The organism is Amycolatopsis sp. YIM 10, assembly GCF_009429145.1.
In the GTDB taxonomy this organism is placed as follows: Bacteria; Actinomycetota; Actinomycetes; order Mycobacteriales; family Pseudonocardiaceae; genus Amycolatopsis.
In genome coordinates this window covers 9,444,278-9,460,053 of the sequence record NZ_CP045480.1, presented here as the reverse complement: position 1 = coordinate 9,460,053, position 15,776 = coordinate 9,444,278, and the positions used below count along the sequence as shown (strand labels likewise).

The 15,776-nt window shown below is 70.6% G+C and carries 14 protein-coding genes; 13 read left to right on the top strand and 1 reads right to left on the bottom strand.

The window, feature by feature from the left end:
* Positions 1–27 precede the first annotated feature (27 nt).
* Entirely contained in the window at positions 28–840 is an 813-nt protein-coding gene (locus YIM_RS43775; RefSeq protein WP_153035959.1) for a dienelactone hydrolase family protein, read from the bottom strand.
* 156 nt (positions 841–996) lie between these two features.
* Here YIM_RS43775 and glmS point away from each other — a divergent pair, with 156 nt between their 5' ends.
* From glmS to tsaE, 13 genes are all read left to right on the top strand, one after another.
* Positions 997–2,859 carry a glutamine--fructose-6-phosphate transaminase (isomerizing) gene (gene glmS, locus YIM_RS43770; protein ID WP_153035958.1) on the top strand — a complete coding sequence of 621 codons (1,863 nt, stop codon included), beginning with the start codon at positions 997–999 and terminating at the stop codon, positions 2,857–2,859.
* Positions 2,860–2,875: 16 nt separating this feature from the next.
* Positions 2,876–4,324 (top strand): NAD(P)H-hydrate dehydratase, encoded by a 1,449-nt coding sequence (locus YIM_RS43765; RefSeq protein WP_153035957.1) that lies wholly within the window; start codon positions 2,876–2,878, stop codon positions 4,322–4,324.
* A 283-nt stretch (positions 4,325–4,607) separates the two neighbouring features.
* The gene (locus YIM_RS43760) at positions 4,608–5,993 is read left to right on the top strand and encodes an extracellular solute-binding protein (protein ID WP_228004387.1); all 1,386 of its coding nucleotides are present in this window, start codon (positions 4,608–4,610) and stop codon (positions 5,991–5,993) included.
* A complete protein-coding gene (locus YIM_RS43755) occupies positions 5,990–6,856 on the top strand; it encodes a carbohydrate ABC transporter permease (RefSeq protein ID WP_228004386.1) in 867 nt (288 codons plus the stop codon). Before YIM_RS43760 ends, YIM_RS43755 begins: the two co-directional genes overlap by 4 nt.
* Positions 6,853–7,707, top strand: a complete 855-nt coding sequence (locus YIM_RS43750; protein ID WP_153035955.1) for a carbohydrate ABC transporter permease — start codon at positions 6,853–6,855, stop codon at positions 7,705–7,707. Before YIM_RS43755 ends, YIM_RS43750 begins: the two co-directional genes overlap by 4 nt.
* Before the next feature lie 2 nt (positions 7,708–7,709).
* Positions 7,710–8,753 carry an NAD(P)-dependent alcohol dehydrogenase gene (locus YIM_RS43745; protein ID WP_228004385.1) on the top strand — a complete coding sequence of 348 codons (1,044 nt, stop codon included), beginning with the start codon at positions 7,710–7,712 and terminating at the stop codon, positions 8,751–8,753.
* Positions 8,746–9,546, top strand: a complete 801-nt coding sequence (locus YIM_RS43740; protein WP_153035954.1) for a DeoR/GlpR family DNA-binding transcription regulator — start codon at positions 8,746–8,748, stop codon at positions 9,544–9,546. Before YIM_RS43745 ends, YIM_RS43740 begins: the two co-directional genes overlap by 8 nt.
* Before the next feature lie 2 nt (positions 9,547–9,548).
* Entirely contained in the window at positions 9,549–10,547 is a 999-nt protein-coding gene (locus YIM_RS43735) for a zinc-dependent alcohol dehydrogenase family protein (RefSeq protein WP_153035953.1), read from the top strand.
* A gap of 2 nt (positions 10,548–10,549) precedes the next feature.
* Positions 10,550–11,968, top strand: coding sequence for a xylulokinase (gene xylB, locus YIM_RS43730; protein ID WP_153035952.1), 1,419 nt, complete (start codon positions 10,550–10,552; stop codon positions 11,966–11,968).
* Positions 11,969–13,057 carry an ABC transporter ATP-binding protein gene (locus tag YIM_RS43725; RefSeq protein WP_153035951.1) on the top strand — a complete coding sequence of 363 codons (1,089 nt, stop codon included), beginning with the start codon at positions 11,969–11,971 and terminating at the stop codon, positions 13,055–13,057.
* Between the two features lie 24 nt (positions 13,058–13,081).
* Positions 13,082–14,206 carry an alanine racemase gene (alr, locus tag YIM_RS43720; protein WP_153035950.1) on the top strand — a complete coding sequence of 375 codons (1,125 nt, stop codon included), beginning with the start codon at positions 13,082–13,084 and terminating at the stop codon, positions 14,204–14,206.
* Positions 14,206–15,312, top strand: a complete 1,107-nt coding sequence (locus tag YIM_RS43715) for an alpha/beta fold hydrolase (protein ID WP_194239948.1) — start codon at positions 14,206–14,208, stop codon at positions 15,310–15,312. Before alr ends, YIM_RS43715 begins: the two co-directional genes overlap by 1 nt.
* On the top strand, positions 15,309–15,761 hold the full coding sequence (gene tsaE, locus YIM_RS43710) for a tRNA (adenosine(37)-N6)-threonylcarbamoyltransferase complex ATPase subunit type 1 TsaE (RefSeq protein WP_194239947.1): 453 nt from the start codon (positions 15,309–15,311) through the stop codon (positions 15,759–15,761). Before YIM_RS43715 ends, tsaE begins: the two co-directional genes overlap by 4 nt.
* Positions 15,762–15,776 lie beyond the last annotated feature (15 nt).

The following is a 15,776-nucleotide window of genomic DNA, read 5'->3' as shown; positions in this document are numbered from 1 at the left end:
GGGGCCGGGCGTCTTTTGCGTGGTGGGTCAGGCGTCGGCGAGTTCGAGCGAGTCGTCCATCGCGATCGTGGCGTTCTTCACATCCGCCTCGAGCAGCGGCCGGTACTTGTCGGTGCCGGTGAGATGGGTGAGGAAGAAGGCCGCGAGCAGGGCGCGGACCAGGCGCTGCGTGCCGCGATGTGGCTTGCCGTGCAGCAGCAGGCCGCTCCAGTGCTTGCCCTCGGTGATGCCGAGGTGCGACGACTTGCCGAGGTAGCGCAGCTGGGCCGGGCCTCCCCAGGCCTTGGCGATGGCTTCGGCGTGGCCGACCGGCGGCGCGACCAGATCGCCGTCGGCCGCCAAGTGCAGCGACGGGACGGTGATCTTGCGAGCCACCTCGGTGGCGGGCGGGATGGTCTGCGCCGCGTTGACCGTGGCCACCGCCTTGACGTCGGCTTCTGCGGCCGAAAGCACGGCGGCGCCGCCGCCGGTGGAGTGGCCGGCGAGGCCGAGCTTGGCCGGGTCGACGCTGATGCCGTCGGGGCCGAGTCGGACCTTCGTGACCAGCTCGAGTGTGGTGCGCAGATCGGTGGCGAACAGCCGGTGCGAGGGCAGCGGCCCGCGCTGGGTGGCGGGCGCCGCGGCGACGATGCCCCAGCTCGCGAGGTGCCGGAGCAGTTCGCGGTAGCGGGTGGGCGGCTGGAGCCAGCCGTGCCCGAAGGCGATCGCGGGCAGACCGAGCCCGGCTCGCGGGGTGAAGACCACGCCGGGCACGCCGACCAGTCCCAGATTGCCCCGGAGCACTTCGTGCGGGCCTGGGTGGGACAGCTCTTCGAGCAGGTGCTTGGGCTTGGGCGCCATGCCGGGAGCCTACTGCCAGCGCCCCTCCCCAGCCCGCCGACGTCAACCTGCTTCTGCGGGCAAAAGCAGGCGACCTGCTTTTGCCCGCAGAAGCAGGTCGCGGGGTTGGGCTGTGCCGGGCGTGGGGGCTGAGGGTGCGTCGTTACCCTGGTGGGCGTGTGCGGAATCGTGGGATATGTCGGTCATCGGCAGGCGCTGGACGTAGTGCTCGGCGGGCTCCGGAGGATGGAGTACCGCGGATACGACTCGGCGGGCGTCGCCGTGCTCGACGGCGAGGGCGCGCTGAACGTCGAGCGCAAGGCCGGCCGCCTGGCGAACCTGGAGGCCCAGCTCGACCTGACCGGGCGCAAGGAGTTCGCGGGCACCGCGGGCATGGGCCACACCCGGTGGGCGACGCACGGCCCGCCGGTCGACCGCAACTCCCACCCGCACCGCGACGTCAGCGGCCGGGTCGCCGTCGTGCACAACGGCATCATCGAGAACTTCGCCACCCTGCGCGCCGAACTCGAGGCCGAGGGCGTCGAGCTGAGCAGCGACACCGACACCGAGTCCGCGGCGCACCTGATCTCCCGCGCCTACACCAGCGGCGACACCGCCGGTGACTTCGCGGCCAGCGTCCGCTCGGTCTGCCGCCGCCTCGAAGGCGCCTTCACCCTGGTGGTCACCCACGCCGACCAGCCGGACACGATCGTCGCCGCGCGCCGCTCCTCGCCGCTGGTGGTGGGCGTCGGCGAAGGTGAGACCTTCGTCGCGTCCGACGTCGCCGCGTTCATCGAGCACACCCGCGAGGCCGTGGAGCTGGGCCAGGACCAGGTCGTGGTGATCACCCGCGAGGGCTACGAGGTCAGCGACTTCGCCGGCGAGCCGGCCCAGGCCAAGCCGTTCACCGTGGACTGGGATCTTTCGGCCGCGGAAAAGGGCGGCCACGAGTACTTCATGCTCAAGGAGATCGAGGAGCAGCCCGAGGCGCTGGCGAACACGCTGCGCGGGCACTTCGACAACGGCCGCATCATTCTCGACGAGCAGCGCCTGTCCGATCAGGACCTCCGCGACGTCGACAAGGTCTTCGTGATCGCCTGCGGCTCGGCCTACCACTCCGGCCTGGTCGCCAAGTACGCCATCGAGCACTGGACCCGCCTGCCGGTCGAGGTCGAGCTGGCCAGCGAGTTCCGCTACCGCGACCCGGTGCTCGACCGGGACACCCTGGTCGTCGCGGTCTCCCAGTCCGGCGAGACGGCCGACACGCTCGAAGCCGTCCGCCACGCGCGTGAGCAGAAGGCCAGGGTGCTGGCGGTCTGCAACACCAACGGCGCGCAGATCCCGCGCGAGTCCGACGCGGTGCTCTACACCCACGCCGGTCCGGAGATCGGCGTGGCCTCGACCAAGGCCTTCCTCGCGCAGATCGCCGCGAACTACCTGGTCGGCCTGGCGCTGGCGCAGGCGCGCGGCACCAAGTACCCGGACGAGGTGGCCCGCGAGTTCGCCGAGCTGGAGGCGATGCCCGCCGCGGTGCAGAAGGTCCTGTCCACTGTGGACCAGGTGAAGGCACTGGGCAGGCAGATCGCCGATTCGAAGGCGGTGCTGTTCCTCGGCAGGCACGTCGGCTTCCCGGTGGCGCTGGAGGGCGCTCTCAAGCTGAAGGAACTGGCGTACATGCACGCCGAGGGCTTCGCGGCGGGTGAGCTCAAGCACGGTCCGATCGCGCTGATCGAGGACGGGCTGCCGGTGGTCGTGGTGATGCCGTCGCCGAAGGGCCGCGCGGTGCTGCACGCCAAGCTGGTCTCGAACATCAGCGAGATCCAGGCGCGGGGAGCGCGCACGATCGTGATCGCCGAAGAGGGCGACGAGACGGTGCGCCCGTTCGCCGACGAGCTGGTGGAGATCCCGGCGGTGCCGACGCTGCTGCAGCCGCTGGTCTCGACCGTGCCGCTGCAGGTGCTGGCGGCGGAGATCGCGCGCAGCCGCGGGTACGACGTCGACAAGCCGCGTAACCTGGCGAAGTCCGTCACCGTGGAGTAAAGCGGGAGGTCACCGCGTGCTGGGGATCTGGACCACCGACCGGATTCGGGCGGCCGAGGAGAAGCTACTGGCCGTCACGCCCGAGGGCGCGTTGATGCACAAAGCGGCGTTCGGTGTCGCGGTGCACGCCGCGCGGATGCTCGTCGAGCACACCGGGCGGGTGGCCGGAACGCGGGTGACCCTGCTGGTCGGTGCCGGGAACAACGGCGGTGACGCGCTGTGGGCCGGTGCCTTCCTGCGCAGGCGCGGGGTCGCGGTGACCGCGGTGCTGCTGAATCCGGAACGAGCGCACGAAGCCGGACTCGCCGCTTTGCGCCGCGCCCGCGGGCGGCTTCTGCGGGCAGAAGCAGGTGGGCCCGCGGTCGAGCAGGCGGACCTGGTGATCGACGGGATCGTGGGGTTGTCCGCGCGCGGTCCACTGCGTCCGGACGCGGCGAAGCTGGTGGACCAGGTGAGCGCGCCGGTGCTGGCGGTCGACCTGCCGAGCGGCGTCGATCCGGACACCGGCGAGGTCGACGGCCCGGCCGTCCGCGCCACGCGCACGGTCACTTTCGGCGCCCGCAAACCGGTCCACGTCCTCAACCCCGGCTTCTGCGGGCAAACGCAGCTCGTCGACATCGGGCTGGCTGGTCAGCTGGATGAGCCGGATCTGGTGCAGCTCGGGGTCGCCGACGTCGCGGCGGCCTGGCCGGTGCCGGGGCCGGAGGACAACAAGTACAGCCAGGGCGTGACCGGGGTGGCCGCCGGTTCGGCCACCTATCCAGGCGCGGCGGTGCTGGCCACGGGCTCGGCCGTGCTGGCGACCTCGGGCATGGTCCGATACGCCGGTTCGGCGGCGGACGTCGTGCGCGCGGACTGGCCGGAGGTGGTCGGCACCGGTTCGGTGACCGACGCGGGGCGGGTGCAGGCGTGGGTGACCGGGCCGGGCATGGGGACCGGGAACGAGGGCCGCGAGACGCTGCGGCACGTGCTCGAGCAGGGTGTCCCGGTCTGCGCGGACGCCGACGCGATCACACTGATCGCGAAGTTCCCGGACGTGCTGGACGCGCGTGATCCGGGCACGCCGCTCGTGCTGACGCCGCACGCCGGGGAGTTCGAGCGCCTGACCGGGGCGGCGCCGGGCGCGGACCGACCAGCGGCGGCGCGGGCGGCCGCGCGGCGGTTCGACGCGGTTGTCCTGCTCAAGGGGCACAGCACGGTGGTCGCCGCGCCGGACGGCCGGACGCTGGTGAACGTGGCGAACGGCTCGTGGCTGGCGACGGCCGGTTCGGGGGATGTGCTCTCGGGCTTGATCGGCGCGCTGCTCGCGGCCGGCCTGGACCCGTGGCTGGCCGCCGGGGCGGCTGCGCACGTGCACGCTCTGGCCGCTTACCTGGCCGCCGATGGCGTACCGGTCCCCGCTTCGAAGATCCAAGCGGCGATCCCGGCCGCCATCCGCGCCATCCGCACCTCCATCACCCGCTGACCTGCGGTTCCGGCTTCTGCTGGCTAAAGCCGCCCGCCACCCCAGCCTGCCCGTTTTGTCCGAACCTGCTTTTGCCCGCAGAAGCAGGTTCGCGGCGCCTGCCCGTAGTTATCGCATTTTGTGTTAACAACGGGGTGAATCTCTGGTAAGAATGGGCTCCGTCGCAGCATGCGCGGAACGGCATGCGTCTGACCCCAGGTCTTCGGAGGAGCCAATGGCGGCACCGGGTACTCGACATGCTTTTGCCCGCAGAAGCCTGTTGCGCGGGGTGGTGGGGGGTGGGGTGGCTGCGGCTCTCGGCGCGTGCGGGGCGCGTGAGGACGCGGTGCGCCTGGCCACCGACGATCGCTGGCGTCAGTTCGCCGGCACCACGCTCAACCTGATTTCCGAGAACACCGCCCCCACCGCGGCCATCGCCGCCAACCTGCGGCCGTTCACCGAGCTGACCGGTATCAACGTCAACATCATCACGCTCGAGCTGTCCGCCATGGTGCAGAAGGTCGCGCTCGACCTGGCCGGCGGCGAGTCCCAGTACCACGTGATCTACGCCGACCCGTACCAAGTCCTCGCGCCCTACTCGAAGGGGCTTGTCGACCTACGTGCTTTAGCGGGCGAAAGCAGCTTGCCGGCGTTGGAGGGTGGGTTCGGCGACTTCATCCCGACGCAGCTCGACGCGGCCGGCCGGTTCGGGGATCGCGAAAAGATCTTCGCCTTGCCCTACGACTGCCCGACGATGATCTGGCAGTACCGCGCCGACCTCTTCGAGAAGCACGGTCCCCGCATGGCACAGGACCTCGGCTTCGACCCGACCCCGGGGATCGAGCGCACCTGGGAGGAGTACTTCCGGATCGCCCGCTGGTTCAACGACAACACCGACGAGGTCGCCTTCGGCGCCGGGCAGCAGGCCAAGCAGCACGACTCGCTGATGTGCGACTTCTCCAACGTGCTCTGGGCCTACGGCGGCGACTACTTCGACAACGGCAAGGAGATCGGCCTCTACGGCACGGTCGATCCCGGCCCCTGCCGCCTCGGGTCGGACGCGGCGATCGCCGCGGCCGAGGTGTACCAGCGGCTGCTCCAAGTCGCCGACCCGTCGTCGAAGACCTGGGACTGGAACGGACTCGCCCCCGCGCTCAGCTCCGGCCGCGTCGCGATGTGCGTCAACTGGCACGAGTACGCCGCCGCCAACGAGAAGGCCATGCCAGGCAAGTTCGGCTACGCGCCGCTGCCGCGCGGGCCGGTCCGCTCGGCCAACCACTACGGCGGCTGCGGCATCGCGATCAGCGGCAACACCCTGCCCAACCAGCGCCGCGCCGCGTGGCTGTTCATGAACTGGGCGACCTCACCGCAAACCCAGCTCGCGAACCTCAAGAGCAGCGCGGGCGGCGGCACGCCGACCCGCGACTCGGTCTACCGGCTGCCCGAAGTCCGCCAGGCCGAACAACGCCCGTCGCCGATGCCGAACATTCTCACCGCGCCCGCCGTCTCGACGGCCTGGCAACCGGAGAACATCGGACTGCGCCCGAAGATCCCGATGTGGAACGAGTGCGACACGGCGATCTACACCGAACTGTCCAAGATGCTCGCCGGTGATTCGAACCCGGCCGAGGCCATGCGCGCCGCCGCCACCCGGATCGACCGGGTCACCGCCAGGGGGTGGGCCTCGTGAGGAAGCTCGGCTTCCACGGCCGGATGATGACGCCGGGCATGCTGCTGCTCGCCGCGCTGTCGTTCATCCCGCTGTTCACCGTCATCGCGATGAGCTTCAGCCGCGTGCGGCTGCTCGGCGGTGTGTCGTTCGAATGGGTCGGCCTCGAGTACTGGATCCGCTTCTTCACCGATCTCGATCTCGGCGTGCAGTGGTTGCGCACGCTGGCCTTCTTTGTGCTCACCGTCGGCCTGGAAATGGGGCTGGGACTCATTTTCGCGCTCTGCCTGTGGAAACTGGCCCGCGGGCGCAACACCGTGCTCAGCCTGTTCCTGCTGCCGATGTTCGTCGCGCCGGTGATCGTCGGGCTGCTCGGCCGGTTCCTCACCGACTCGACCTTCGGCCTGTACGCCTGGGTGTTCAAGCTGCTCGGATACGAGGAGGACATCCTCGGCAGCGGCACGTCCGCGTTCATCGCGGTGGTCGCGATGGACGTCTGGCAGTGGACGCCGCTGATCGCGCTGATCACACTGGCGGGCTTGACTTCGATGCCGCAGAGCGTGCGCGAAGCCGCCGCGCTGGACGGCGCGAGTGGCTGGCAGAACCTGCGTCACATCATCCTGCCGTCCATTTCCAGCGTGCTGCTGGTCGCGCTGCTGATCCGTTCGATGGACGCGATCCGCTACTTCGACATCATCTCGGTGACCACGAACGGAGGACCGGCCGACGCCACGAAGGTGGTACCGATCCGCTTGTACGAAACGGCTTTCCGGTTCTTCGACCTCGGCTACGCGGCGGTGATCGGGCTGGTCATGCTGGTGGTGTCGATCATCATCGCGCGGACCTTCGTGCGGCTGCTGGACAAGAAGGGACTCGCGCGATGACCGCATCGACGACCCCGATCGACCGGAGCCCGTTGCGCGCCCGCGTCAGCGTGAGGGTGCTCGTGCTCGTCGGTCTGTTGTGGACGCTCATTCCACTGGCCTGGATGGCGCTGTCCTCGTTCAAGTCGGACACCGACGTCACCTCGCCCGAGCCGCGGGTGTTCTTCGACCCCACGCTGGACAACTACGCGAAGCTGTTCTCCGGGGCGAACAACCTCGGCCCGTACATCCTGCACAGCGTGTTCGCCGCCGGGATCTCCTCGGTGCTGGCGGTGGTGCTCGGCGCGCTCGCCGGGTACGGGCTCGCGGGGACACGCTTTCGCGGGAAGAAGCATGTCGCGTTCTGGATCATCTCCACCCGCATGGCGCCGATCGCCGTGGTGGTGCTGCCGTTGTTCCTGCTCTTCCGCGGCGCGGGGCTGATCGACAGCATCCCGGGACTGGTCCTGGCCTACCTGACCTTCAACCTGCCGTTCGCGATCTGGCTGATGAGCGCCTTCTTCGCGGAGATCCCGCCGTCGGTGGAGGAGTCGGCGCTGGTCGCGGGCTGCACGCGCTGGCAGGCCTTCCGGCACGTGGTACTTCCGCTGACAAAAGCAGGTTTGGTCACCACTTTTGTGCTGTGCCTGGTGTTTTCGTGGAACGACTACGCGTTCGCGCTGGTGTTCAGCGGGCCGGATTCGCAGACGCTGCCGATCGCCGCCGACCAGCTGGTCACCCAGACCGGCATCGACTGGGGGCAGCTCACCGCCATCGGCACCATAGTGGTGCTACCGATGATCGTGGCCGGCCTCGCGGTGCGGCGCTGGCTGGTCACCGGGCTGACGCTGGGTGCCGTGACGGGAGAGTGAGCATGAAGAAGATCCCCGGAACCATGAAGGTTTCCGTGTTGCGCGGGGTGGGGGAGGTGGTGCTGGAGGAGCGTCCGGTGCCAGAGCCGGGCCCGCACGAGGTGCTCATCCGGGTCGCCGCCGTGGGCACCTGCGGTTCGGACGTGCACTACTACGAGCACGGCCGCATCGGTGACTTCGTGGTGCGCGAACCGCTGGTGCTCGGCCACGAGCCGAGCGGTGTGGTGGTCGCGAGGGGCGCCGAGGCGCGGGCACACGAGATCGGCCAGCGCGTCGCGATCGAGCCGGGGGTGCCGTGCTCGACCTGCGAGCAGTGCACGATCGGCCAGTACAACCTGTGCCCGGACATGCGGTTCTTCGGCACGCCACCGATCGACGGCGCGTTCGCCGAGTACGTGGTGCTCCGCGAGGACTTCGCCTACGCCGTGCCGGACGAGATCTCCGACGAAGCGGCGGGCCTGCTCGAACCGCTGTCGGTGGGGGTCTGGTCGTGTCGCAAGGCGTCGGTCGGTCCGGGCGCGCGTGTGCTGATCACCGGCGCCGGGCCGATCGGGCTGGTCGTCGCGCAGACCGCGCGGGCCTTCGGTGCCACCGAGATCGTGGTCACCGACATCAATCCCGAACGCCTCGCGCTGGCCGGTGAGCTGGGTGCCACCGCCACCATCGATGTGTCCAAAGAGGACTTGGCCGACTCCGCCTTCGAACCGGACGTGCTATTGGAGTGCTCCGGCGCGCCGAGGGCGATCGGCGCGGCGATCCGCAAGGTGGGCCGGGCCGGCCGGGTGGTGCTGATCGGCATGGGCGGTGACGAGATCCCGCTGCCGCTGGCCCACGTGCAGGGGTTCGAGCTGGAGGTCACCGGGACCTTCCGGTACGCCAACACGTGGCCGACGGCCATCGCACTGGCCGCCGGCGGCGACGTCGACCTCGACCGGCTGGTCACCCACCGGTTCGGGCTGGCGGAAGTCGGGCAGGCACTCACCATCGCCAAAACCGATCCCAGCGTGATCAAGCCCGTGGTGCTGCCGCAGGTGGCGCATGCCTAGGGCGCGACCGTCGGACGCCGCCGTCGAGCAGCGGCGGCAGGAGGTGCTGCGCCGGGTGATCGAACTCGGCGAGGTGCGCATCGACGACCTGACCGGGGCGTTCGGCGTGAGCCTGATGACCATGCACCGCGATCTCGACGACCTCGCCGAGCGTCGCCTGCTGCGCAAACTGCGCGGCAAGGTCGAGGCGTACCCGGCGCTGACCATGGAGACCGCGACCCGCTTTCGCGAAGGGCTCAACACCGCGCTCAAGGAGTCGCTGGCCGAAGTGGCGATCGCCGAGGTCCGCCCCGGCCAGACGGTTTTTGTCGACGACTCGACCACGTTGTTCCCGCTGATGCGGCGGATGGCGGCCATTTCGCCGCTGGTGGTGATCACCAACTCGATGAGCGCGATCAAGATCTTCGGCCCGGCCGAGGGGATCGAGCTGATCGTGATCGGCGGCCGGTACAACGCCGAGTTCGATTCGTGCATCGGACCGGACGCGCTCGCCGCGCTCGACCGCACGCGCGCCGATCTGGGCTTCGTCTCGGTGACCGCGGTGGCCGGCGGGCGGCTGTACCACCCGGTGCAGGACTACGGGGAGCTGAAGCGGGGCGCGCTCCGCATGGCCAACCGGAACGTGCTGGTCGCCGATCACACGAAGTTCGGGAAGACGGCCACCTACGCACACGGTGACGTCTCCGCCTACGACCTGGTGATCACCGACGGCGGAACGCCGGCGGACGAGGTGGCGGCCATGCGGGAACTCGGCGTGACCGTAGAGCAGGTGCACGGCAACGGAAAGGACTGAGCATGCGCGCGGTGGTGATCGAGGAACCCGGCACGGTAACTGTGTCCACTGTGGACGATCCGGCGCCGGGTGCCGGGCAGGTGGTGGTGGCGGTGTCGGCCTGCGGGATCTGCGGGACCGACCTGCACATCGTCGACGGCGAGTTCGAGCCGACGCCCTATCCGATCGTGCCGGGGCACGAGTTCGCCGGTGAGGTGGTCGCGCTCGGTGAGGGCGTGACGGACCTGCGGGAGGGCGATCTGGTGGCGGTCGACCCGTCGCTGTTCTGCGGGGAGTGCCACTACTGCGCGATCGGCCGCGGCAACCTCTGCGAGCGGTGGGCGGCGATCGGGGTCACCACGAACGGCGCCAGCGCGGAGTACGCGCTCGCGCCGGCGGGCAACTGCTACCGGCTGCCCGAGGGCGTCGACGTGCGGGAGGCGGCGCTGATCGAGCCGCTGTCGTGCGCGGTGCGCGGCTTCGACCTGCTGCCGCGGCGGCTCGGGGAGCACTACCTGATCTACGGCGCGGGCACGATGGGCCTGCTGATGCTGCAACTGGCCCGGGTGGCGGGCGCCGGCTCCCTGTCCGTCGTCGACCTCAACGCCGACCGGCTTTCGACCGCGAAAGCACTCGGCGCCGACGCGGTCGCCACGAACGCCGACATGTTCGACCGGCCGGACGGCTGGGAAGTGGTGATCGACTGCACCGGGGTGGTCGCGGCGATCGAGGACGCGCTGACCCGCGTCCGGCGAGGCGGCACCTACCAGCAGTTCGGCGTCGCTCCGGCCGAGGCGACCGCGTCGTTCTCGCCGTTTCGCGTGTACAACGACGAGATCACCATCGTCGGCAGCATGGCCGTGCTGCACAGCTACGGGCGCGCGGTGGAGCTGATGGGACGGGGCGCGGTGGACGCCAGAACGATGATCAGCCACTCGCTCGCGCTCGACGATTACCCGCGCGCACTGGACATGTTCCGCGCAAGTACTGGACGGAAGCTCCAAGTCCGGCCAGGCTCGTGACCATGCACACTCCCACACTGGTCGCCGGAGTCGACACGTCGACCCAATCGGCGAAGGTGGTGATCTGCGACGCCGAGACCGGTGCGGTGGTCCGCGAGGGCCGCGCGACGCACCCGGACGGCACCGAAGTGGATCCGAAGCACTGGTGGACGGCGTTCACCGAGGCCGCCGACGGCCTGCTCGACGGGGTTTCGGCGATCGGCGTCGGCGGTCAGCAGCACGGCATGGTCGCACTGGACGAGGACGGCGAAGTCGTGCGGCCCGCGCTGCTGTGGAACGACACCCGCTCGGGGCCGCAGGCGCAGGACCTGGTCGCCGAACTCGGCGGGCCGGGGGCCTGGGCGGAGGCGGTCGGCTCGGTGCCGGTCGCCAGCTTCACCATCACCAAGCTGCGGTGGCTCGCCGAGCACGAGCCGGAACTGGCCGCGCGGGTGGCACGCGTCGTGCTGCCGCACGACTGGCTGACCTGGCGCATCCTTGGCCGCCCGGAGCGGATCGCGACCGACCGCGGCGACGCCTCCGGCACCGGGTACTTCTCACCGGCCACCGGCGAATACCGCACCGACCTGCTGAAGCGCGCGTTCGGCCGGGTCCCTGCCCTGCCGGACCTGCTTTTGCCCGCAGAAGCATGTGGGCAGACGGAGGACGGGGTGCTGGTGTCGGCCGGGACCGGCGACAACATGGCGGCGGCTCTCGCGCTCGAGCTGGGCCCGGGTGACGTGGTGGTCTCGCTCGGCACCAGCGGCACGGTGTTCGCGGTGTCCGAGACCCCGCCCGCCGACGCCTCCGGCACGGTCGCCGGGTTCGCCGACGCCACCGGCCGCTTCCTCCCGCTGGCCTGCACGCTCAACGCGGCCAGGGTGCTCACCGCCACCGCCGACCTGCTCGGCGTCGACCTGGCGGGTCTCGACGACCTTGCTTTGGCCGCGGAAGCCGGTGCGGGCGGGTTGACCCTGCTGCCCTACCTGGACGGCGAGCGCACCCCCAACCTGCCGGATGCGAACGGCACCTTGCTCGGTCTGACCAGGTCGAACATGAAGCCGGAGAACTTGGCTCGCGCGGCCGTGGAGGGCATGCTGTGCGGACTGGCCGCCGGTCTGGAGGCGATCGCCGGGCACGGGGTCGAACCGCGCCGGGTGCTCCTGATCGGCGGCGCCGCGCAGTCGGCCAGCGTGCGCGCGGCCGCGCCGGTGATCTTCGGCCTCCCGGTCGAGCTGCCCGCGCCCGCCGAGTACGTGGCGCTCGGGGCCGCCCGCCAGGCGGCCTGGGCGCTGGCAGGCACCACCGCGCCGCCGAGCTGGCGGGGTTCGGATGTGCTGCGACTCGGTGAGCCGGACACCGACGCGGGCAAGGAAATCCGGCAGCGGCACCACGCCGCCCGCGAACTCGTGCACGCGCGAGCGTTAGGAAGGGATAGCTGAATGGCGACGATTACCTACGACAAGGCGTCCAGGCACTACTCCGGAGCCGACCGTCCCGCGGTGGACGCGCTCGACCTGGAGATCGCCGACGGCGAGTTCCTGGTGCTGGTCGGGCCGTCGGGCTGCGGCAAGTCGACCAGTCTGCGCATGCTCGCCGGGCTGGAGGACATCGACGACGGAGCGGTCTGGATCGGTGACCGCGACGTCACCCAGCTGCCGCCGAGGTCGCGGGACATCGCCATGGTGTTCCAGAACTACGCGCTGTACCCGCACATGACGGTCGGCCAGAACATGGGCTTCGCGCTGAAGATCGCGGGCAAGCCGGCGTCGGAGATCAAGGAGCGCGTGCGCGACGCGGCCAAGCTGCTCGACATCGAGGACTACCTCGACCGCAAGCCGAAGGCGCTCTCCGGTGGTCAGCGCCAGCGTGTGGCGATGGGCCGCGCGATCGTGCGTGAGCCGCAGGTCTTCCTGATGGACGAGCCGCTGTCCAACCTGGACGCCAAGCTGCGCGTGTCCACCCGCACGCAGATCGCCGCGCTGCAGCGCCGCCTCGGCGTCACCACCGTCTACGTCACGCACGACCAGGTCGAGGCGATGACCATGGGCGACCGCGTGGCCGTGCTGTCCGACGGTGTGCTGCAGCAGTGCGACACCCCGCGTGCGCTGTACGAGCGCCCCGCAAACGCTTTCGTCGCCGGTTTCATCGGCTCCCCGGCGATGAACCTCGTCGCCGCGTCGCTGACCGCGGAGGGCGCGAACGTCGGCGGTGCGAAGGTGGCGCTGCCGCGCGAGATCATCGCCAAGGCCGGTGACGACGGCGTGACCGTCGGCTTCCGGCCGGAGTCGCTCGAGGTCGCGCCGGCGGGCGAGACCACGATCCCGGTCAAGGTGGACCTCGTCGAGGAACTCGGCTCGGACGCCTACTGCTACGGCAAGCTGGCCGGCGACGACCCGGAGGCGGGCACCACGGTGGTGGCGCGGGTCGACCCGCGGACGCCGCCGTCGATGGGCGACACGCTGCACTTCCGCGTGCGCCCGGACGAACTGCACGTGTTCTCCGCCACCACCGGAGCCCGCCTGGAGTGAGCACTGTGGGAAAATGGGCTGGTCATGAGCCCAGACCCGTTCCCACGCGCTGAAGTCCGCATCGACCTGGACCTGATCCGCCACAACCTCGCGCTGCTCGCCGGGCGCGCGGCCGCTTCCGGCGCCGCGACCATGGCGGTGGTGAAGGCGGACGCCTACGGGCACGGTGCGGTGCCGGTCGCGCGCGCCGCGCTCGAGGCGGGCGCGACCTGGCTCGGCGCCTGTTCGCTGGCCGAGGCGTTGACCTTGCGCGAAGCGGGTATCCAGGCGCCGATGCTGGCCTGGCTGGACACCGCGGACACCGACTACACCCCCGCCATCGAAGCGGGGGTGGATCTCGGTCTGAGCAACGCCGGTGAGCTGGAGCGCGCGGCCGAGGCGGCGCGCCGGGCCGGTGCACGCGCGCGCGTGCACCTGAAGATCGACACCGGGTTGTCCCGCAACGGCTGTCCGCCGCACGCCTGGCCCGCGCTGGTCAAGTCGGCCGCCGCCGATCCCGCCGTCGAGGTGGTCGGCATCTGGTCGCATCTGGCTTGCGCGGACGAACCCGGCCACCCGTCGATCGACGCGCAGGCCGCGCGGTTCCAGCAGGCGCACGAGGTCGCGCTCGAAGCGGGCCTGAACCCCCTGCGTCATCTGGCGAATTCGGCGGCCACGCTGACCAGGCCGGATCTGCACTTCGACCTGGTGCGCGTCGGGATCGCGATGTACGGGCTGAACCCCGTGCCGCAGCGGGAGGACCTGCGCCCGGCGATGACCTTCCGCTCGTCGGTGGTCTCGACCAAACGGGTCGAGGCGGGCGAGTCCGTCTCCTATGGACACACGTGGACCGCCGATGCGGCCACCACGCTGGCACTGGTGCCCGTCGGTTACGCGGACGGCGTGCCGCGCACGCTGTCCGGTCGCCTCGACGTCTGGCTCGACGGGCAGCGGCGGCCGGTGGCCGGCCGGGTCTGCATGGACCAGATCGTCGTCGACTGCGGCGACCACGAGCCGGAGCCGGGCGCCGAGGTGGTGCTGTTCGGCACCGGTGACGGCGGGGCGCCGACGGCCACGGAATGGGCGGACAAGATCGGCACCATCGACTACGAGATCGTCACCGGTATGTACCGGCCGCGGATGGTCCGCAGGTACGCGGGGCAGCGCTGATGGCGGCTCCGTCACGGAGGCTGCTGGCGATCGCCGGTGGCATCGGTGCCGTGCTGACCGGGTCGGCCGCCGCCGCGATCACCATCGCCACCCAGCAGAAGCGTCATCGCGTGGATCCGTTCGCCGACGAGCCGCTCGGTGAGCTCAAGCCGGATCGGACGTCGACGGTGGCCGCCGACGACGGCACCCCGCTGGCTGTCGCCGAGGTCGACCCCGCTGATGGTGGACGGCCCGCGCTGACGCTCGTGGGTGTGCACGGCTTCGCGCTTTCCCAGCTCAGCTGGCACTTCCAGCGACGCGACCTGGCGGCGTTGACGCTGCCGAGGGTGCGGCAGGTCTACTTCGACCATCGCAGCCACGGGCTTTCCGGAGCGGCGACTCAGGAAACCAGCACGATCGAGCAGCTGGCCGAGGACCTGCACGCGGTGATCCGCGCGGTCGCGCCGGACGGGCCGCTGGTGCTGATGGCCCATTCGATGGGCGGCATGGTCGTGATGGAACTGGCCCAGCGGCACCCGGAGCTGTTCGAGGACAGGGTGCGCGGGGTGGCGCTGATCGCGACGGCCGCCGGTGAGGTCGGTACGCGCGGCATCCCGCGCGGGCTGCTGTCGAAGTACAACCCGCTGACGCGCGGGGTGAGCGAGCTGGCGGGCTGGCAGCCGGGGCTGGTGGAGTTCGTGCGGGCCGCCGGCGGGCAGCTGACGCGGCAAGCGGTGCGGCGGCTGGCTTTCGGCGCGCGGGACGTCAGCCCGCGGATCGTCGACTTCATGCTGGAGATGCTCGAAGTGACGCCGGTGCTGGGGCTGGTGAACTTCGCCAACACGCTCGGCAGCCACAACCGGTACGCGGCGCTGGCCGGGCTGAAGCACGCGCACGTACTGGTGATCGGCGCCGACTCGGACCGGGTGACGCCCTATTCGCACGCGGAGCGGATCGCCGCCGAACTACCGGACGCGGAGCTGGTGCGCGTGCGCGGCGCGGGGCACATGGTGCAGCTGGAACAGCCGGAGTTGGTGAACAGCCACCTGATCGACCTGGTGCAACGCTGCGCCGGAGTGGACGGCGCGGATTCCTCACGACGACTGTGGCGGTGGTTGAACCGGTGAATTTCGAGTGCGCGACTCCCGAGGACACGATCGCTTTCGGCCGGTCGCTCGGCCGTGAGCTGCGGGCGGGCGACCTGGTGCTGCTGGCCGGGCCGCTCGGTGCCGGCAAGACCGTGCTGACCAGGGGCATCGCCGAGGGGATGGGGGTGAGCGGGCGGGTCAGCTCGCCGACCTTCGTGCTGGCGCGGGTGCACCCGGGCCCGGTGCCGCTGGTGCACGTCGACGCGTACCGGCTGGGCGGGGACCTGGCTCAGCTGGACGACCTCGACCTGGACACCGACCTGGAAGCCTCGGCCGTGGTCGTCGAATGGGGTGAAGGCTCCGCCGACCGCCTGAACACCAACCACCTCGTGGTGCGGCTTTCGCGGGCAGAAGACGACGTCCGCACGATCACCCTCGAACCACACGGCACCTGGCACTCCCGCACCCCCCTCCTCCCCACCCGCTGACCTGCTTCTGCGGGC